Annotated in this window: 13 protein-coding genes and 2 pseudogenes; 11 read left to right on the forward strand and 4 right to left on the reverse strand. The window is 62.5% G+C overall.

Annotated elements, in window-relative coordinates:
• The first annotated feature begins 108 nt into the window (after positions 1-108).
• The 4 genes from FS767_RS08255 to FS767_RS08270 all read left to right on the forward strand — a co-directional run bounded on the left by FS767_RS08255 (position 109) and on the right by FS767_RS08270 (position 6,562).
• Positions 109-1,275 carry an efflux RND transporter periplasmic adaptor subunit gene (locus tag FS767_RS08255; protein ID WP_027914542.1) on the forward strand — a complete coding sequence of 389 codons (1,167 nt, stop codon included), beginning with the start codon at positions 109-111 and terminating at the stop codon, positions 1,273-1,275.
• 3 nt (positions 1,276-1,278) lie between these two features.
• Positions 1,279-4,431 carry a multidrug efflux RND transporter permease subunit TtgB gene (ttgB, locus tag FS767_RS08260; RefSeq protein ID WP_144964826.1) on the forward strand — a complete coding sequence of 1,051 codons (3,153 nt, stop codon included), beginning with the start codon at positions 1,279-1,281 and terminating at the stop codon, positions 4,429-4,431.
• Positions 4,428-5,882, forward strand: coding sequence for an AdeC/AdeK/OprM family multidrug efflux complex outer membrane factor (locus FS767_RS08265; RefSeq protein ID WP_058603242.1), 1,455 nt, complete (start codon positions 4,428-4,430; stop codon positions 5,880-5,882). The genes ttgB and FS767_RS08265 overlap by 4 nt, the downstream gene beginning before the upstream one ends.
• Before the next feature lie 158 nt (positions 5,883-6,040).
• Positions 6,041-6,562 carry a DUF962 domain-containing protein gene (locus FS767_RS08270; protein ID WP_144964827.1) on the forward strand — a complete coding sequence of 174 codons (522 nt, stop codon included), beginning with the start codon at positions 6,041-6,043 and terminating at the stop codon, positions 6,560-6,562.
• Positions 6,563-6,628: 66 nt separating this feature from the next.
• Here FS767_RS08270 and FS767_RS08275 read toward each other — a convergent pair whose 3' ends face one another.
• The 3 genes from FS767_RS08275 to pcaR form a co-directional block, all read right to left on the reverse strand.
• Entirely contained in the window at positions 6,629-7,918 is a 1,290-nt protein-coding gene (locus FS767_RS08275) for an MFS family transporter (protein ID WP_144964828.1), read from the reverse strand.
• Between the two features lie 136 nt (positions 7,919-8,054).
• Positions 8,055-9,257, reverse strand: a complete 1,203-nt coding sequence (gene pcaF, locus FS767_RS08280; RefSeq protein WP_144964829.1) for a 3-oxoadipyl-CoA thiolase — start codon at positions 9,255-9,257, stop codon at positions 8,055-8,057.
• A gap of 192 nt (positions 9,258-9,449) precedes the next feature.
• Positions 9,450-10,325, reverse strand: coding sequence for a pca regulon transcriptional regulator PcaR (gene pcaR / locus FS767_RS08285; protein ID WP_178102723.1), 876 nt, complete (start codon positions 10,323-10,325; stop codon positions 9,450-9,452).
• Between the two features lie 429 nt (positions 10,326-10,754).
• On the opposite strand from pcaR, the gene FS767_RS08290 reads away from it, so the two are divergent.
• Both FS767_RS08290 and FS767_RS08295 read left to right on the forward strand, forming a co-directional pair.
• Positions 10,755-10,955 carry a hypothetical protein gene (locus tag FS767_RS08290; RefSeq protein WP_058603245.1) on the forward strand — a complete coding sequence of 67 codons (201 nt, stop codon included), beginning with the start codon at positions 10,755-10,757 and terminating at the stop codon, positions 10,953-10,955.
• 307 nt (positions 10,956-11,262) lie between these two features.
• Positions 11,263-12,735 (forward strand): inorganic phosphate transporter, encoded by a 1,473-nt coding sequence (locus FS767_RS08295; protein ID WP_058603246.1) that lies wholly within the window; start codon positions 11,263-11,265, stop codon positions 12,733-12,735.
• 67 nt (positions 12,736-12,802) lie between these two features.
• Here the strand turns inward: FS767_RS08295 and FS767_RS08300 are convergent, their stop codons facing one another.
• Positions 12,803-14,278, reverse strand: coding sequence for a helicase HerA-like domain-containing protein (locus FS767_RS08300; protein WP_144964830.1), 1,476 nt, complete (start codon positions 14,276-14,278; stop codon positions 12,803-12,805).
• Positions 14,279-14,589: 311 nt separating this feature from the next.
• Between FS767_RS08300 and FS767_RS23470 the strand changes: the two are divergent.
• The 5 genes and pseudogenes from FS767_RS23470 to FS767_RS08320 form a co-directional block, all read left to right on the forward strand.
• Positions 14,590-15,462: pseudogene (locus FS767_RS23470) on the forward strand (cache domain-containing protein); the annotation flags it as partial.
• Between the two features lie 261 nt (positions 15,463-15,723).
• A pseudogene (locus FS767_RS23475) lies at positions 15,724-16,320 on the forward strand (methyl-accepting chemotaxis protein); the annotation flags it as partial.
• Between the two features lie 176 nt (positions 16,321-16,496).
• Entirely contained in the window at positions 16,497-17,618 is a 1,122-nt protein-coding gene (locus tag FS767_RS08310) for a glycosyltransferase family 1 protein (protein WP_144964912.1), read from the forward strand.
• Positions 17,611-18,375 carry a DUF2334 domain-containing protein gene (locus FS767_RS08315; protein WP_144964832.1) on the forward strand — a complete coding sequence of 255 codons (765 nt, stop codon included), beginning with the start codon at positions 17,611-17,613 and terminating at the stop codon, positions 18,373-18,375. Before FS767_RS08310 ends, FS767_RS08315 begins: the two co-directional genes overlap by 8 nt.
• A complete protein-coding gene (locus tag FS767_RS08320; protein WP_144964833.1) occupies positions 18,372-19,364 on the forward strand; it encodes a lysylphosphatidylglycerol synthase transmembrane domain-containing protein in 993 nt (330 codons plus the stop codon). The genes FS767_RS08315 and FS767_RS08320 overlap by 4 nt, the downstream gene beginning before the upstream one ends.
• Positions 19,365-19,505: the final 141 nt, after the last annotated feature.

Consider the following 19,505-nt stretch of genomic DNA (forward strand, 5'->3'; position numbering starts at 1 on the left):
TAAGTATATTCCTTAGCAAGCTATTTATCCACCGGATAGCCATTTATCCAGATCAAGACATTCCATTACTCTTGAGCGTCTCCCTGCTCCTGCGATCCGAGGATTCTCATGCAATTCAAGCCAGCCGTTACCGCCCTGGTTTCAGCCGTAGCCCTCGCAACCCTGCTCAGTGGCTGCAATAAAGAAGACCAAGCCGCGCAGCAGCAGCAACAGCAGCAGGCGCCTCAAGTCGGTGTAGTGACCCTGCAGCCGCAAGCCTTCACCTTGACCACCGAGCTGCCGGGCCGCACCAATGCCTACCGGATCGCCGAAGTTCGTCCACAGGTCAACGGGATCATCCTCAAGCGCCTGTTCAAGGAAGGCAGCGAGGTCAAGCAGGGCCAGCAGCTGTATCAGATCGACCCGGCCGTGTATGAAGCCAACCTGAGCAAGGCCCAGGCAGACCTGCAGGCTACCCGCTCTCTGGCTGATCGCTACAAGCAGCTGATCGAGGAGCAGGCGGTTTCCCGGCAGGAATACGACGACGCCAATGCCAAGCGCCTGCAAGCCGAGGCCTCGCTCAAGAGTGCGCAGATCGACCTGCGCTACACCAAGGTCCTGGCCCCCATCAGTGGCCGCATCGGTCGTTCGGCGGTAACCGAAGGTGCGCTTGTCAACAGCGGCCAGACCAATGCCATGGCCACCATCCAGCAACTGGACCCGATCTACGTGGACGTGACCCAATCCACCGCCGAGCTGCTCAAGCTGCGGCGCGAGCTGGAAAGCGGCCAACTGCAGCGCGCCGGCGACAACGCAGCGTCCGTGCAACTGGTGCTCGAAGACGGCACCCTGTACAAGCAGGAAGGCCGCCTGGAGTTCTCCGAAGTGGCCGTGGACGAAACCACCGGCTCGGTCACCCTGCGTGCCATCTTCCCCAACCCTGACCACACGTTGCTGCCTGGCATGTTCGTGCATGCGCGGCTCAAGGCCGGCGTGAACGCCAACGCCATCCTGGCACCGCAGCAGGGCGTGACGCGCGACCTCAAGGGCGCCCCTACCGCGCTGGTGGTGAACAAGGACAACAAGGTCGAACTGCGCCAGCTCAAGGCCAGCCGGACCGTGGGCAGCGACTGGCTGATCGAGGAAGGCCTCAACCCAGGCGACCGCCTGATCACCGAAGGCTTGCAGTACGTGCGCCCAGGCGCCGAGGTCAAGGTCAGCGAAGCCACCAACGTCAAGAAGCCGGACAGCCCGAACCAGGGCAACGCAGCGAAAGCAGACGCCAAAGCGGAGTAAACCATGTCGAAGTTCTTTATTGATCGCCCGATCTTCGCCTGGGTGATCGCCTTGGTGATCATGCTGGTCGGCGCCTTGTCGATCCTGAAGTTGCCGATCAACCAGTACCCCAGCATTGCCCCACCGGCCATCGCCATTGCCGTGACCTACCCGGGCGCTTCGGCGCAAACCGTGCAGGACACCGTGGTGCAGGTGATCGAGCAGCAGCTCAACGGTATCGACAACCTGCGCTATGTGTCGTCGGAAAGTAACTCCGATGGCAGCATGACCATTACCGCCACCTTCGAGCAGGGTACCAACCCCGACACCGCCCAGGTTCAGGTGCAGAACAAGCTCAACCTGGCCACCCCCTTGCTGCCGCAGGAAGTGCAGCAACAGGGTATCCGCGTCACCAAGGCTGTGAAGAACTTCCTGATGGTGATCGGCCTGGTGTCCGAAGACGGCAGCATGACCAAGGACGACCTGGCCAACTACATCGTCTCCAACATGCAGGACCCGATCTCGCGGACGGCCGGTGTGGGTGACTTCCAGGTGTTCGGCGCCCAGTACGCCATGCGCATCTGGCTCGATCCGGCCAAGTTGAACAAGTTCCAGCTCACCCCGGTGGACGTCAAGACCGCCGTGGCCGCCCAGAACGTGCAGGTGTCCTCCGGCCAGCTCGGCGGCCTGCCTGCCATGCCTGGGACGCAGCTCAACGCCACCATCATCGGCAAGACCCGCCTGCAGACTGCCGAGCAGTTCGAGAAGATCCTGCTCAAGGTCAACAACGATGGCTCCCAGGTCCGCCTGGGTGATGTCGCCCAGGTCAGCCTGGGCGGCGAGAACTACGCCGTCAGCGCCCAGTTCAACGGCAAGCCCGCCTCGGGCCTGGCCGTCAAGCTGGCCACGGGCGCCAACGCACTGGACACGGCCAAGGCCTTGCGCCAGACCATTGCCGACCTGGAGCCGTTCTTCCCGCCAGGGGTCAAGGCGGTATTCCCGTATGACACCACGCCGGTGGTCACCGAATCGATCAGCGGGGTTATCCATACCCTGATCGAAGCCGTCGTGCTGGTGTTCCTGGTGATGTACCTGTTCCTGCAGAACTTCCGCGCCACCGTCATCACCACCATGACCGTACCGGTGGTATTGCTGGGCACATTCGGCATCCTTGCCGCCGCTGGTTTCAGCATCAACACCCTGACCATGTTCGCCATGGTGCTGGCCATCGGCCTGCTGGTGGACGATGCCATCGTGGTGGTGGAAAACGTCGAGCGGGTGATGTCCGAAGAAGGGCTGCCGCCCAAGGAAGCCACCAAGCGCTCCATGGAGCAGATCCAGGGCGCGCTGGTGGGTATCGCCCTGGTGTTGTCGGCCGTATTGCTGCCCATGGCGTTCTTCGGCGGCTCCACCGGTGTGATCTACCGTCAGTTCTCCATCACCATCGTCTCGGCCATGGGCCTGTCGGTGCTGGTGGCGCTGGTCTTCACACCGGCGCTGTGCGCCACCATGCTCAAGCCTTTGAAAAAGGGCCAGCATCATGAGGCCAAGGGCGGGTTCTTCGGCTGGTTCAACCGCAACTTCGATCGCAGCGTCAACGGTTACGAGCGCAGCGTGGGGGCCATCCTGCGCAACAAGATCCCGTTCCTCTTGGCCTATGCCCTGATCGTGGCTGGCATGATTTTCCTGTTCACCCGCATTCCGACTGCGTTCCTGCCCGAGGAAGACCAGGGTGTACTGTTTGCCCAGGTCCAGACGCCGGCCGGTTCCAGTGCCGAACGTACCCAGGCAGTGGTCGACCAGATGCGCGAATACCTGCTCAAGGACGAAGCCGACACGGTGTCCTCGGTGTTCACCGTCAACGGCTTCAACTTCGCCGGCCGCGGCCAGAGCTCAGGTATGGCGTTCATCATGCTCAAGCCCTGGGGTGAGCGTACGGCGGAAAACAGCGTATTCGGCCTCGCCCAGCGGGCGCAGCAGCACTTCTTCAGCTTCCGCGACGCCATGGTCTTCGCGTTCGCCCCGCCAGCGGTGCTCGAGCTGGGTAACGCCACCGGCTTCGACGTATTCCTGCAAGACCGCGGCGGTGTCGGCCATGCCAAGCTGATGGAGGCTCGCAACCAGTTCCTGGCCAAGGCTTCGCAGAGCAAGGTGCTCAGCGGTGTACGCCCCAACGGCCTGAACGACGAGCCGCAGTACCAGCTGACCATCGATGACGAGCGTGCCAGCGCCCTGGGCGTGACCATCTCGGACATCAACAACACCCTGTCGATTGCCTTCGGTGCCAGCTACGTCAACGACTTCATCGACCGCGGCCGGGTCAAGAAGGTCTACATCCAGGGCGAAGCCAATGCCCGGATGAGCCCGGAAGACCTGCAGAAGTGGTATGTGCGCAACGCCGATGGCGAAATGGTGCCGTTCTCTTCCTTCGCCAAAGGTGAATGGACCTACGGCTCGCCCAAGCTTTCGCGCTACAACGGCGTGGAAGCCATGGAAATCCTCGGTGCGCCTGCACCTGGCTACAGTACCGGTGAGGCCATGGCCGAGGTCGAGCGCATCGCCGGTGAACTGCCAAGCGGTGTAGGGTTCTCCTGGACGGGCATGTCCTACGAGGAGAAGCTCTCCGGTTCGCAAATGCCGGCCCTGTTCGCCCTGTCGCTGCTGTTCGTGTTCCTGTGCCTGGCAGCGCTGTACGAAAGCTGGTCGATCCCGATCGCCGTGGTGCTGGTGGTGCCACTGGGCATCATTGGTGCGTTGATCGCTACCAGCCTGCGCGGGCTGTCCAATGACGTGTACTTCCTGGTCGGCCTCTTGACCACCATCGGCCTGGCGGCCAAGAACGCCATTCTGATCGTCGAGTTCGCCAAGGAATTGCACGAGCAGGGCCGCAGCCTGTACGACGCGGCAATCGAGGCGTGCCGCATGCGTTTGCGCCCGATCATCATGACCTCGCTGGCCTTCATCCTTGGCGTGGTACCGTTGACCATCGCCAGCGGCGCCGGCGCCGGCAGCCAGCACGCCATTGGTACCGGCGTGATCGGCGGCATGATCAGTGCGACCGTACTGGCCATCTTCTGGGTACCGTTGTTCTTCGTCGCAGTGTCGTCGCTGTTCGGCAGCAAAGAGCCGAAAAAAGATGACACCCCTGAAACTCCACGTTATGAGGCTGGGCAATGACCAAGTCTTTGTTGTCCCTGGCAGTCACCGCTTTCATTCTCGGCGGCTGCTCGCTGATCCCCGACTACCAGACCCCGGAAGCACCGGTGGCTGCCCAGTGGCCGCAAGGCCCGGCCTACTCGCCTACCCAATCGGCGGACGTCGCTGCCGCCGAACAGGGCTGGCGGCAGTTCTTCAACGACCCGGCGCTGCAGCAACTGATCCAGACCGCGCTGGTCAACAACCGGGACCTGCGCGTCGCGGCGCTGAACATCGACGCCTACCGCGCCCAGTACCGCATCCAGCGTGCGGACCTGTTCCCGGCGGTGTCGGCCAACGGCAGTGGCAGCCGCCAGCGCATCCCGGCGAACATGTCGCAGACGGGCCAGTCGGGCATCACCAGCCAGTATTCGGCAACCCTTGGCGTCAGTGCCTATGAACTCGACCTGTTCGGCCGCGTGCGCAGCCTGTCGGAGCAGGCGCTGGAGACCTACCTGTCCAGCGAGCAGGCGCGTCGCTCCACCCAGATCAGCCTGGTCGCGAGCGTGGCAAACGCCTACTACACCTGGCAGGCCGACCAGGCGCTGTTCAAGCTGACCGAGGAAACCCTGAAGAACTATCAGGAAAGTTACAACCTCACCCGCCGCAGCAACGAGGTGGGTGTGGCGTCGGCGCTGGACCTGAGCCAGGCCCGCACGGCTGTCGAAGGTGCCCGGGTCAAGTACTCGCAGTACCAGCGCCTGGTCGCCCAGGACGTGAACAGCCTGACCGTCCTGCTGGGTACCGGCATCCCCACCAACCTGCCTGAGCCACTGCGCCTGGATGCCGATCAGCTGGCCGAGGTACCGGCGGGCCTGCCGTCGGACCTGTTGCAGCGCCGCCCTGACATTCAGGAGGCCGAGCACCTGCTCAAGGCGGCCAACGCCAACATCGGCGCTGCCCGCGCGGCCTTCTTCCCCAGCATCAGCCTCACGGCCAATGCAGGCACCTTGAGCACCGACATGGGCGGGCTGTTCAAGGGGGGGTCGGGCACCTGGCTGTTCCAGCCGCAGATCAACCTGCCGATCTTCACCGCCGGAAGCCTGAAAGCGAGCCTGGACTACGCCAAGATCCAGAAGGACATCAACGTCGCCCGCTACGAGAAGTCCATTCAGACTGCGTTCCAGGAAGTGTCCGACGGGCTGGCCGCGCGCAAGACCTTCGAGGAGCAACTGCAGGCCCAGCAAGACCTGGTGCAAGCCAACCAGGACTACTACCGCCTGGCAGAGCGCCGTTACCGTATCGGCATCGACAGCAACCTGACCTTCCTCGACGCCCAGCGCAATCTGTTCAGTGCGCAGCAGGCGCTGATCGGTGACCGCCTTTCGCAGCTGACCAGCGAGGTCAACCTGTACAAGGCACTCGGTGGTGGCTGGTACGAGCGCACCGGGCAGGCCAGTCAACAGGCCTCGGTACAGACGCCCCGCGGCTGATACCCGCCCGCTTGCTCACCACCGGCCAGGCCTCGACAGACGCGGTGGGTGGTGAGCAAGGCGCGGCCCTGGCATTCGCCAGGCTGATGATGATGGTGACCACAGCTATCCTGAGCTATATCGGGCACACCCCGGCAAGCCCACCAGGAGGCAGCACCATGAGCACCCTCGCCGAGCACCTGATCCGCTACGCGGGCTATCACCGCGACCCACGCAACATCGCCACCCATTTCGTCGGCATACCCTTGATCGTCCTGTCCGTGGCCATTCTGTTGTCGCGGCCAGGCGTGTCCTTGGGCGGCATCTGGTTATCCCCTGCCCTGCTTGTCTCGGCCGCGGCTACCTGGTTCTACCTGCGTCTTGAGCTTCGCTTCGGCCTGGTGATGGGCGTCCTGCTCGGCCTGTGTCTGTGGCTGGGTCACTTGCTGGCGGTGCAGACCACGGCGCTGTGGCTGTCGGTAGGCGTGGGGGCGTTCGTGGTGGGCTGGATCATTCAGTTCGTCGGTCACCACTACGAGGGGCGCAAGCCAGCGTTCGTCGATGACATCAGCGGACTGATCATCGGGCCGCTGTTCGTGGTGGCCGAGGCGGCGTTCCTGATGGGCCTGTGCCCTGCCCTCAAGCGCCAGGTCGAGAGCGCCGCCGGCCCCGTGGCGGTGCGTAAGGCCGTGCAACACTGACATCCCCGGCAGGCCGTCCCGTTACAGCAGACGACCCACCGCGCCTCACGCCCGGTGTCGGGCCCCTCAATGATCGTGGTGCAGGTACTTGGCTTGTTTTGGCAAGCGCAGGCTGAACAGGAAGGCAATAGCCATCATTGCGGTCACGTACCAGTAGAACGTGTTCTCCATGCCAAGGGTTTTGAGGCCCAGGGCCACGTACTCCGCCGACCCGCCAAACACGGCGTTGGCCACCGCATACGCCAGCCCCACGCCCAACGCCCGTACCTGGGGTGGGAACATCTCGGCCTTCACCAGGCCGCTGATGGAGGTGTAGAAGCTGACGATGCACAGCGCCAGGCTCACCAGCACAAACGCCATGAATGGGCTGCTTACCGTCTTGAGCGCCATGAGCAATGGCACCGTGAACACCGTACCCAGCGCGCCGAACAGCAGCATGGAGTTACGCCGGCCAATGCGGTCGGACAACATGCCGAAGAACGGCTGCATCACCATGAACAGGAACAGCGCCCCAGTCATTGCGTAGCTGGCGTGCTTGGCGGTCATGCCGGCCGTGTTGACCAGGTACTTCTGCATGTAGGTGGTAAAGGTGTAGAAGATCAGCGAGCCGCCGGCGGTATAGCCCAGCACCGTGATGAAGGCCGCCAGGTGATTGCCGAACAGACCGCGAATACTCCCGGCGTCCTTGTCCTGGCGCGTCTCTGCGCTGCTGGTTTCGTGCAGCGAGCGGCGCAGCATCAAGGAGATGACGGCAGCGATCGCACCGACCACGAAAGGAATTCGCCAGCCCCAGGCGCGCAGTTCGTCTTCGGTCAGCAGCTGCTGCAGGATCACCACCACCAATACCGCCAGCAACTGGCCGCCAATCAAGGTCACGTACTGGAACGATGCAAAGAAGCCCCGCTGGCCACGCAGGGCGACTTCGCTCATGTAGGTCGCCGTGGTGCCGTATTCACCACCTACCGACAGGCCTTGAACCAAGCGCGCCAGCAGCAGCAATGCCGGCGCCCAGGTACCGATGCTGGCGTAGGTGGGCAGGCAAGCGATGGCCAAGGACCCGAAGCACATCATCAGTACCGAGATCATCAGCGAGTTCTTGCGACCGTGGCGGTCGGCCAGGCGTCCAAAGATCCAGCCGCCGATAGGCCGCATCAGAAAACCTGCGGCAAACACGCCGGCGGTGTTGAGCAGCTGCACAGTCGGGTCATCGGAGGGGAAGAACGCCGGGGCAAAATAAATGGCGCAGAAGGCGTAGACATAGAAGTCGAACCATTCCACCAGGTTGCCGGAAGAGGCGCCGACGATGGCGAAGATGCGTTTGCTCCGCTCCTCGCCCGTGTAGTGAGGGGTGGTCATGTCAGTCGTGCTCCTGGAGGATACAAGGTAAGTCTAGACATACCTGGTTACACAGTCGTTCCGCGTGGTGTGCAATCAGGTGCAGCGAAGCGTTGGCGGCTGCCCTTATACGTGAGCCACCCGAGCGCTGGTTCTGTCAAAGCCGTTCAATGGCCAGCGCCAGCCCTTGACCGACACCCACGCACATCGTGGCCAAGCCTTTGCGCCCGCCTGTGCGCTCAAGGTGGTGCAGCGCCGTCAGCACCAGGCGCGTACCGCTCATGCCCAATGGGTGGCCCAGGGCGATGGCCCCGCCGTTGGGGTTGACCTGGGGCGCATCGTCCGCCACCCCCAGCCCGCGAAGAACGGCCAGCCCTTGGCTGGCGAAGGCTTCGTTGAGTTCGATGACATCGAAGGCGCTGATGGAAATGCCCAGTCGCTCGATCAGCTTGCGCACGGCAGGCACCGGCCCGATGCCCATGACCCGCGGGGCTACCCCCGCACTGGCCATGCCCAGCACCTTGGCGCGAGCGGTCAGGCCATGGGTGTGCACGGCCTGGGCAGACGCCAGGATCATCGCTGCCGCGCCATCGTTGACCCCCGATGCATTGCCCGCCGTGACCGTTTTGCCCACGCCATTGACGGGGTTGAGCTTGGCCAAGGCCTCAAGGGTGGTATTGGGCCGCAAGTGCTCATCGTGCTCTACCCAGGTCTCACCCTTCTTATGCGCGATGCACACCGGCACGATTTCCTCGGCGAAGAACCCGGCAGCCTGCGCCGCTGCGGCCTTGTGCTGGCTGCGCAAGGCAAACGCATCCTGGTCGGCGCGGGAGATGCCGTGGTCGTCAGCCACGTTGTCGGCCGTTTGCGGCATGGCATCCACACCGTATTGCGCTTTCAGGAGCGGGTTGACGAAACGCCAGCCAATGGTGGTGTCTTCAAGTTGCATGCTGCGTGAATAAGCGCTTTGTGCCTTGCCCATGACAAATGGCGCACGCGACATCGACTCCACCCCGCCCGCGATGGCCAGCTCCATCTCGCCGCAGGCGATGGCGCGGAACGCCGCGCCAACGGCCTCCATGCCTGAAGCGCACAAGCGGTTGAGGGTAACGCCCGGCACGCATTCCGGCAGCCCGGCCAGCAGCAGCGCCATGCGCGCCACGTTACGGTTGTCTTCGCCGGCCTGGTTGGCACAGCCGAAAAACACCTCGTCCAGTTGCGTCCAGTGCACACCGGGGTTGCGCTCGATCAGCGCCTTGAGTGGTACCGCCGCCAGATCGTCAGCCCGTATGCCGGCCAAGGCACCGCCGAATCGGCCAATGGGCGTACGAACGGCATCACAGATATACACCTCGCGCATCTTGCCTCTCCTGCAATGACCATGGGCGCCGGGGATAGGGGCACAATCGGTCACTGCAACCTGTCCCCCGGATGGGCATCAGGTTAGGGACAAAGGCGGATCCACCACAATTGGCTCAAGGCTGAAATGGGCGATTATCGAACGCTTTTGTCAGGCAGGCTGGGCTGATGATCCGCAGGCAAGCATGCGTTCTCAACCAAACAGCTGATGGCTCAACTCCTGGCTAGCCTCCAGCAGAACCGGAAGAAACCGCTGTTCCAGTTCACTGCGCGGTACACGCCCGACGTGGGTACTGACGTTCAACGCCGCCAGCACCTGGCCTGAGGCGTCGTAGACGGGCACGGCAACCGAGCGCAGCCCCTGTTCGAGTTCCTGGTCGACCACGCACCATCCCTGGCTACGCACTTGCTCGATGCAGGCAAACAGCGACGGGGCGTCGTGCAAGGTACGGCTGGTGCGCGCCTTGAGGTCGGCGCGGTCGAAGTATTCGCGCAGGCTGGTGTCGTCCATGGCCGCCAGGAGGATGCGGCCCATGGACGTGCAATACGCCGGGAGGCGCCCACCGACCGACAAGTCCACCGAGATCAGGCGCTCTACTGTCGCCGAGCGGGCGATGTACAGAATATCGTCCCCTTCGAGGGTCGCCATGTTGGCCGCTTCGTGCAACTGGTCGCTGATACGGTCCAGGTAAGGCTGCGCGGAAATGGCCAGGGGTGTCGATGACAGGTACGCATGGCCCAGCGTAAGCACTTTGGGCAGTAGGGAGTAGGTACGCCCGTCGGTGGTCGCGTACCCCAGCTTCATCAGGGTATGCAGGCACCGGCGCACGGCTGCCCGGGGGATTTCAGTGCGGTGACTGATTTGCGCGATGGTCAGGTGCCGCTTGCGTTCCTGAAATGCCTGGATGACGGCAAGCCCGCGCGCCAAGGAGGTCATGAAGTCAGGATCGCCGGTGAACGCCTGAATGCGCTTGGCCGGTGATGCCACGATCGGCGGGGCCAGGGCTGGCGCCAGGCTGCGCGCTGTTTCGGGCAGGCCACCGTCACGGGCTGTTTTAACGTCCTTCATCACACACCTCAACAAAATCGCCGACTTGTGCGATTATCGAACAACCGGCCGATAATCGCAATTGACCGGCGACACGTTTGCTTATACCTTTCCAGTGCCACTTGTGGCTTCTTTGGAGAGACTGGTCAGGTACCCACCGTAGAAGTCCCAGGCAACGGCCCTGCCAATTGGTGGGGCCGTTTTGTTTATGCGACTCGCATCGTTGGGTATCGAACTTTCATACGTTGAGGTTTTCTTAATTTCGACATGTGTTTGATTGTCCATCGCGCCAATCCCATCACGCTGGCCTTGTTCGCGTGTTGATATACTCCGGTCGTCTTGCTGGACGACTCGCCGATGTAGATCCCGCCGGCAAGTTAACGTGTCGATACCGCATAACGGTTAAGCCGACAGGGCGGTCCTCCTTTCAATTCAATTCAGGTACTGCATGTGACAAAAGAAGAACTGCGCGCAGAACTCGAGCGCCAGGCCGAGCGTTTCAAGGATGTGTATGGCGGCGAAGTGACCACCTATGCGGCGCAGCCGGAACCGGAACGCAAACCATGGCGTAAACGCGCCAACATGCGCGACCAGGCATTCAGTCAGGAGCTGGAACGCATGGAGAAGGAATTGCGCAGCGCCACGCCCTGAGTCCTTTGCCCAGTCGTCAAGTTGCGCAAGGAGTGCCCAGAGCGCCTCACTGCTCTGGCGCAATGGTTGTAACGGAATTTCACAAATTTCATACAACCGTTTAAAACGGTAAAGGCGTTACCTTTTCGCGAATTTTGTTGATTTTTCGCTGACGTTGAATGCATTTGCATTAGATGATGCCGATCAACCTGCGGCTGTAGGTGGCGTTTTCTGACCTTCGCGACATGATCAGCGGCTGCGGTGGGTGCATCGATTGCCAACGTTTTCTGGCATAATCCGGCCCCCCTACGACCGCCAGACAACCTTCATGATCGATTTATTCAGCGGACTGGATGCCTGGGTATTGGTGAGCCTGCTGCTCGCCTTGACCTTCGTGCTCGCCTTCGAGTTCATCAATGGCTTTCATGACACCGCCAACGCGGTAGCCACCGTCATCTACACCAAAGCCATGCCGCCACACCTGGCCGTGTTCTTCTCCGGCGTGTTCAACTTCCTTGGCGTTCTGCTGGGTGGGGTCGGGGTGGCTTACGCCATCGTGCACCTGCTACCGGTAGAGTTGCTGATCAATGTGAACACCGGGCATGGCCTGGCCATGGTCTTCTCGCTGTTGGCCGCAGCCATTACCTGGAACCTGGGCACCTGGTACTTCGGTATTCCTGCGTCCAGCTCGCATACCTTGATCGGCTCGATCCTGGGCGTGGGCCTGGCCAATGCGCTCATCAACGGCATTCCGCTGGGTGACGGCGTCAATTGGCAGAAAGCCATCGATATCGCCATGTCCCTGGTGGTTTCGCCGATTGCCGGGTTTGCCGTGGCTGCGCTAGTACTGCTTGGCCTGAAATGGTGGCGCCCGCTGTCGAAGATGCACAAGACGCCTGAACAACGCCGCAAACTGGACGACAAGAAGCACCCGCCTTTCTGGAATCGCCTGGTGCTGGTGATTTCGGCCATGGGTGTGAGCTTCGTGCACGGCTCCAATGACGGCCAGAAAGGCATTGGCCTGATCATGCTGGTATTGATCGGCATCGTACCGGCCAAGTTCGTGCTCGACCTGAACAGCACCACCTACCAGATCGAACGCACCCGTGACGCCACGTTGCACATGAGCCAGTTCTACGAGCGCAACGCTGCCACGCTGGGCGAGTTCCTGGCGCTGGGCAAGGCCAAGGCCAGTGACCTGCCTGAGCAGTTCAGCTGCAATCCGCAGCAGACCGAGCCGACCATCGCCGCGCTGCAATCCTCGCTGCAGGGCGTGACCGACTACCGGGCCCTGGACGCGGACAAGCGTGTCGAAGTACGCCGTTACCTGCTGTGCCTGGACGACACCGCGAAGAAGGTTGGCAAGCTGCCAGGCCTGGACGCGCGTGAAAAGTCGGACCTGGAAAAGCTGCGCAAGGACCTGACCGCCACCACTGAGTACGCCCCGTTCTGGGTGATCGTGGCCGTTGCCCTGGCCCTGGGCCTGGGCACCATGGTTGGCTGGCGCCGCGTGGTGTTGACCGTCGGCGAGAAGATCGGCAAGCAGGGTATGACCTATGCCCAGGGCATGTCGGCGCAGATCACCGCGGCCTGCGCCATTGGCATGGCCAACGTGTTTGCGCTGCCGGTTTCCACCACGCATGTACTGTCTTCCGGCGTTGCCGGCACCATGGTCGCCAACAAAAGCGGCCTGCAGGGCGGTACGGTGAAGACCATCCTGATGGCTTGGGTGCTGACCCTGCCTGCCTCGATGGGTCTTGCGGCCGGCCTGTTCTGGTTGGCGTCCAAGGCAATCGGCTGACCTCAGCCCGTATGAGAAGGCGCCGTCGGGCGCCTTTTTTTATGGGCGATGGCTTCACACCGCGCAGCTACTTCTTCTTCCCGCCCAGCAACGAGCCCATCAGCCCGCGCACCAGCTGCCGCCCCAGTTGATTGGCAGCCTGACGCACCGCCGACTTGATCGCCTGCCCGGCCGCGCCTTGCAGGAATTCGCCCGCCTTTTCGGCAAAACTGCTGCCATCGGCCTTGGGTTGCGGCGCGGGCTCCACCGCTTCGCCTTTGCGCTTGTTGAGCCTTTCGTAAGCCGAGTCCCGGTCTATGGGTTTGTCATAACGGCCAACCAAAGGTGAACGCGCAATCAGCGCACTGCGTTCAGACTCACTCAACGGGCCGATACGCGATTGCGGGGGCGCGATCAGCACCCGCTGCACCCTGGCAGGTGTTCCCTTGTCCTCAAGCGTGCCGACCAAGGCCTCCCCGATGCCCAGTTCGGTCAGCGAAGACAACGCATCGAATGAAGGGTTGGGGCGAAAGCCCTCAGCTACGGCACGCAGCGCCTTCTGCTCCTTGGCCGTATAAGCCCGCAGGCCATGCTGGATTCGCAAACCCAGTTGGGCCAGGACTGCATCGGGTAGATCCGCTGGGGACTGGGTGACGAAATACACCCCTACCCCCTTTGAGCGAATCAGCCGCACCACCTGCTCCAGGCGGTCCTGCAAGGCCTTGGGCGTGTCCTTGAACAGCAGGTGCGCTTCATCGAAGAACAACGCCAGCACCGGTTTTTCGGCATCGCCACGCTCGGGCAGTTGCTCGAACAGTTCGGCCAGCAGCCACAGCAGAAACGTGGCATAGACCTTGGGCGCCTCATGCACCAGGCGGCTGGCGTCGAGCAAATGGATGCGCCCTCGCCCATCCGGGTCGGGCCGTAGAATATCTTCGAGCTGCAATGCCGGCTCACCGAACAACGCCTCTGCCCCCTGTTGCTCCAGGGTGGCCAGCCTGCGCAGCAACGCCTGAACGGACGCTCCGGTCACCAGCGCACTGTCTTCGCCCAACACCTGCGGGTTGTCCTTCAAGTGGCCAAGCAGCGCTTTGAGGTCCTTGAGGTCCAGCAACAGCAGGCCTTCGCGATCAGCCACCTTGAAACTGGCATACAGCGCTGCCTGTTGGCTATCGGTGAGCTCAAGCAGGTTGCCCAGCAGCAAAGGCCCCATTTCGCTGATCGTGGTACGCAACGGATGACCCGACTGGCCCGCGATGTCCCACACGCTCACCGGATAGGCCTGTGGCTGGTGGCGCAACCAAGGCATCCCGGCGATGCGCTCGGCCACCTTGCCCTCAGGCGCGCCTTTGGCGCCCAGCCCACACAAATCGCCCTTGACGTCGGCCGCGAACACCGCCACCCCGGCATCGCTGAACGCTTCGGCCAAGTGTTGCAGGGTCACGGTCTTGCCGGTACCGGTGGCCCCTGCCACCAGCCCGTGCCGGTTGGCAAGCCGCATCGCCTGCCCTACGGGCTGGCCATCAGGGCTTGATCCTACAACGATAAATGAAGATTCCGACATCTCTTTAATCCTCTGCTCAAGCTTTGTCTTACTCCGGCCGATACCTCTGGGTGATATTCGCCTTACTCAGAGAGAACAACCGAAAAAGGACTTTTCGGGATGTTGCACTGGCTGGGCCCTACAGCTGCGAACGCCTGATACAAAACCTTAGCGGACCCGATGATTTCATGAACAAAAGCCTTCGTTTCAGCCACAAGATTCTGCTGGCAGCATCACTGATCGTGATCCTCGCATTCAGCCTGTTCACCCTCTACAACGATTATCTGCAGCGTAATGCGATTCGCGAGGACCTTCAGGACTACCTGACTGAGATGGGCGCCTCCACTTCGACCAACATCCGCAGTTTGTTCGAGGGGCGTATCAAACTGGTCGAAAACCTGGCGCAGAATATCGCCCAGCAACCGGCCAACGCTGAAACCCTGATGGGCCAGCAGGCGCTGATATCGAGTTTCCTAACCGTTTACCTGGGCAGGGTCGATGGCAGCTTCAGCGTACGCCCGGATGCAAAGATGCCTGACGGCTACGACCCCCGCACACGCCCTTGGTACAAGGATGGCATGAGTGCCAGCGGCACCCTGCTGACCGAACCCTACATCGACATGACCACCAACAAGATGGTCATCGGCATACTCGACAAGGTGGCCGATTCGGTGGGCGTGGTCGGGGGTGACCTGGCGCTGGACGGCCTGGCGCAAATCATCAACTCGCTGAATTTCGGCGGCATGGGCTATGCGTTCCTGGTAAATGACCAAGGCAAGATCCTGGTGCACCCGGATCAAGGCCTGGTGATGAAATCATTGTCAGACCTGTTCCCTGAGCGCACACCAAAGCTCACGCCCGAGCTCACCGAAGTGCAAAGTGACGGCCAGGCCCGCCTGCTGACGTTCACACCGGTGACCGGCTTGCCTTCGGCCAATTGGTACATCGGCCTGTCGGTGGACAAGGACAAGGCCTTCGCGATGCTCAGCACATTCCGCACCTCCGCCGTGATTGCCACCGTGGTGGCCGTGGTGATCATCATCGCCCTGCTGGGGCTGCTGATCCGTGTGCTGATGCAGCCGCTGCACACCATGACACGGGCCATGGAGGACATCGCCGAGGGTGAAGGCGACCTTACCAAGCGCCTGCGCATCCACCACCACGACGAGTTCGGCATCCTGGGCAACGCCTTCAACCGCTTCGTCGAGCGTATCCACGGCTCGATCCGTGAAGTGTCCTCGGCCACCGAGCAGGTGAACGAAGTTGCGTTGCGTGTCATCAGTGCGTCCAACTCGTCGATGACCAATTCCGACGAACAGTCCAACCGCACCAACAGCGTGGCGGCCGCCATCAACGAGCTGGGCGCTGCCGCCCAGGAGATCGCCGGCAATGCGGCGCAGGCGTCCCAGCATGCAAGTTCTGCACGGCGCCTGGCAGAAGAAGGCCAGCAGGTAGTCGATCGCAACATCGCCGCCATGAACCGTCTTTCCGACTTGATCGTAACGTCCAGCGCCCACATCGAGACGCTCAACAGCAAGACCGTCAACATCGGCCAGATTCTCGAAGTGATCACCAGCATCTCCCAGCAGACCAACCTGCTGGCGCTCAACGCCGCCATCGAGGCCGCGCGCGCCGGTGAAGCAGGTCGTGGTTTCGCAGTGGTGGCCGATGAAGTGCGCAACCTGGCCCATCGCACCCAGGAATCCGCGCAGCAGGTCCAGGGCATGATCGAGGAGCTGCAAGTGGGTGCCCGCGAGTCGGTCGAAACCATGGACCAGAGCCAGCGCCACAGCCTGGACAGCGTGCAGATCGCCAACCAGGCAGGTGAGCGGCTGGACAGTGTCACCGTGCGCATTGGCGAAATCGATGGCATGAACCAGTCCGTGGCCACGGCCACCGAAGAGCAGACGGCCGTGGTCGAAGCCATCAACATGGATATCAACGAAATCAACATGCTCAACCAGGAAGGCGTGGAAAACCTGCAGGCGACGCTGCGTGCCTGTTCTGACCTGGAGCAGCAGGCCAGCCGCTTGAAACACCTGGTCGGCACTTTCCGTATCTGAAGCCGGCCCAGCCCCGGCACCGACCCGCCGAGCGCTATTGCCTAGCGCTCGGCTGCCGGGCGGCCAACCGCACAAGCTGATCGAACAAACTACCCTTCTGAAAGGTCAACTTCATGGCATGTCAACGCCGGTTTCGTTACCGCGCGATGACAGACCCGAAAGACGATCCCGGAGGGATGCAGATCGTGCACATTGCCGACATCACCATGTTCTACGCCCCGGCCAGCGGCGGCGTACGCACTTACCTTGATGCCAAACACCACCGCCTGGATGCCGTGCAAGGTGTCCGTCACAGCCTGTTGATCCCCGGCGCCAGCGCTCGGCATGAAGGCGGTGTCTATCATGTGCCTGCACTACCCCTGCCCTTTGGCAAAGGCTACCGCTTTCCGGTACGCCTGGCGCCATGGTGCAACACGCTGCGCACGCTAAAGCCAGACCTGATCGAAGTCGGCGACCCGTATCTGACCGCCTGGGCGGCGCTGGAAGCTCGCCGTCAGCTGGACGTGCCGGTCATTGGCTTCTATCACTCCGACCTGCCGCTGTTGGTGAGCAACCGCATGGGCAATTGGTTCACGCCCAACGTCGAGGCTTATGTCAGCAAGTTGTATGGCAATTTCGACCGGGTGCTCGCACCGAGCAAGGTCATGGCAGACAAGCTCCGTCGCCTGGGAGTACGTGATGTCCACGTGCAGCCACTGGGCGTGGACCTGGAAACCTTCAATCCTGCACGCCGCGATCCACAGGTGCGGGCCGAACTGGGCATCGCCGACACCTGCCGGCTGCTGATTTATGCAGGCCGTGGCTCACGGGAGAAGAACCTGCCCGTTCTGCTTGAGTGCATGCGGCAGTTGGGGCGCGGTTATCACCTGCTGCTGGTAGGGTCCAACATGCCCGCCAATGTGCCCGACAACGTCAGCGTGATCGGCCAGTTCTGCCCACCTGAGCAGGTGGCTCGCCTGATGGCCAGCGCCGACCTGTTGGTGCATGCCGGCGACCAGGAAACGTTCGGCCTGGTCATCCTCGAAGCCATGGCCAGTGGTACGCCCGTGGTTGCAGTGCGTGCCGGCGCCTTCGGCGAAATCGTCAACGACCAGTGCGGTCGCTTGTGCCAACCCAATGACGCCAGGGCAATGGCCCTGGCCGTGCGCGAGGCGTTCGAAGCGGGTGCGCGCAAGCTCGGTGCACAGGCCAGGCGGCATGTAGAGCAGCACTACTCATGGCACAACGTAGTCAACGGCCTGCTTGAGCATTACCAGGCCGTACTGGGCCACCAACAGCAGGTGCGGGCACATGCTTGAGGCCTATCCCCGTTCCCGCAGCGTGATGCTGGTGCTGCATGACGTGGCCCCAGAGACCTGGCCAGACTACGAGCCGTTCGTGCAGGCGGTCGATGCATTGGGTAACGTGCCCATGACTTGGCTGGTGGTACCCGATTTTCATCGACGTAACCTGCTGACTCAGTCTCCCGGCTTCTGCCAGTTGCTCGATCGCCGTCTGGCCGCGGGTGACGAGCTGGCCCTGCACGGTTACGCCCATGCCGATGAAGGTCCCACGCCGCGCACGCCCCTGGACTACTTCATGCGGCGGATTTATACCCATGAAGGCGAGTTCTACGCGCTGGACGAACACCAGGCCATCACCCGACTACAAGACGGCCTGGCGCTGTTCGACCGTCAAGGCTGGCCCGTGGCAGGCTTCGTGGCCCCCGCCTGGTTGATGAGCCAGGGCACGCGACAAGCACTGCGCCAACTGCCGCTGAAGTACACCAGCACCCCGCAGCACCTCTATCGCCTGCCGGACTTTACCGCCATCGATGCACCCGGCCTGGTCTGGAGCGCGCGCAGCGCCTGGCGCCGGGGAGTGTCGCGGGTGCTCAGTGACTGGCAATGTCGACGTTGGCAAGGCGCCAACACCCTGCGCCTCGGGCTGCATCCGGTGGACATGCGCCATCGCTACTCACGGGACTACTGGTTGCGCACCCTTGAAAAACTGATCGAAGACGGCCGTGAACCCTTGACCAAGTCAGCCTGGCTGGAGCGGCAGGTGGCAGCGTGAACCGCTGGCTGCTGCTGGGCTTGGCGCTGTTGGGCGCAGCCCTGGTGCCTGCACTGTTGGGCGGCAGCGAACTGCTGCCCAAGCTAAGCCGTTTCGATCCGCAGCTGCTCATGACGTTGGTGGGGATGATCCTGCTGTGCTGGGTGATCAACGCCTGCCGGATGCGCCTGCTGCTGGGCGATCAGGCAGCGCGTGTATCGCGGGTGCGCACATTGGGTGTGGTCATGGCCACCGAGTTCGCCATCTGCACCACTCCAGGTGGTGGCGGCGGCCCCTTGACCCTGATGGCCTTGCTGGCCCGCGAGGGCATCAGTGCAGCCCGCAGCGGCGCGGTGTTCGCGATGGATCAGCTCAATGACCTGGTGTTTTTCTTCTGCGCCATGCTGGCGATAGCAGGCTATGCGTTGTTTCATAGCCTTGGGCGCAGCCAGGAAAGCATGTTGCTGGGCAGTGCAGCACCGCTGTGCGCGGCGCTGGCAGGCGTGGTGATGTTGCTGCGCTACCGGCGCAAGGTGATGCGTCTGAACGGCCGACTGTTGCAGCGCCTGGGCACCAGCGCACCGCGTAAACGACGCTGGGCGCGCAAGCTGCTTCGTTTCGTGCAGGCCTTGGCGCAAACCTGGCAGCTGCCCAAGCGCACTTTGTTTCTGGTGTTCAGCCTGACATGCGTCCACTGGGGGCTGCGCTTTAGCGTGTTGTATCTAGTGGTCAGGGGCTTGGGCGTGGAGCTGGCCTGGATCCCCAGCTTCCTGGTCCAGATGCTATCGCTCAGCGCCGGTCAGTTCAGCATGATGCCCGGGGGCGCAGGCGCTGCCGAGCTGACCTCGGCCAGCCTGCTGACACCCATGGTGGGCAGCTCGACGGCGGCGGCAGCGATCCTGATCTGGCGCGCCATCACTTACTACCTGTATCTGCTCGCCGGAGGGCCGGTGTTCGTGTGCCTGCTGGCGCGTCCGCTGCTGGAGCGCTGGCGCCGTCAGGTGGGTTGAGCGCTTGCCAAAGCGCCGCGGCACCGGGGAAGTCGGTACCGTCGGTGTCCTGCAAGGCGTCGGGATCGTAGCGGGCCAGGCAACCCTGACCCACTACAGGGGGAGGTGAGGCTGTAGGAGTACCGCGCCGTCCCATGGGTC

This window comes from Pseudomonas sp. DE0010 (assembly GCF_007680745.1).
Taxonomy (GTDB): domain Bacteria; phylum Pseudomonadota; class Gammaproteobacteria; order Pseudomonadales; family Pseudomonadaceae; genus Aquipseudomonas; species Aquipseudomonas parafulva_B.

Coding starts and splice junctions, on each gene's coding strand:
- FS767_RS08275 (WP_144964828.1), bottom strand. CDS start 7,918: ATGACCACCCCTCACTACACGGGCGAGGAGCGGAGCAAACGCATCTTC.
- pcaR (WP_178102723.1), bottom strand. CDS start 10,325: ATGAAGGACGTTAAAACAGCCCGTGACGGTGGCCTGCCCGAAACAGCG.
- FS767_RS08265 (WP_058603242.1), top strand. CDS start 4,428: ATGACCAAGTCTTTGTTGTCCCTGGCAGTCACCGCTTTCATTCTCGGC.
- FS767_RS08310 (WP_144964912.1), top strand. CDS start 16,497: ATGCAGATCGTGCACATTGCCGACATCACCATGTTCTACGCCCCGGCC.
- FS767_RS08255 (WP_027914542.1), top strand. CDS start 109: ATGCAATTCAAGCCAGCCGTTACCGCCCTGGTTTCAGCCGTAGCCCTC.
- FS767_RS08270 (WP_144964827.1), top strand. CDS start 6,041: ATGAGCACCCTCGCCGAGCACCTGATCCGCTACGCGGGCTATCACCGC.
- pcaF (WP_144964829.1), bottom strand. CDS start 9,257: ATGCGCGAGGTGTATATCTGTGATGCCGTTCGTACGCCCATTGGCCGA.
- FS767_RS08300 (WP_144964830.1), bottom strand. CDS start 14,278: ATGTCGGAATCTTCATTTATCGTTGTAGGATCAAGCCCTGATGGCCAG.
- FS767_RS08295 (WP_058603246.1), top strand. CDS start 11,263: ATGATCGATTTATTCAGCGGACTGGATGCCTGGGTATTGGTGAGCCTG.
- ttgB (WP_144964826.1), top strand. CDS start 1,279: ATGTCGAAGTTCTTTATTGATCGCCCGATCTTCGCCTGGGTGATCGCC.
- FS767_RS08315 (WP_144964832.1), top strand. CDS start 17,611: ATGCTTGAGGCCTATCCCCGTTCCCGCAGCGTGATGCTGGTGCTGCAT.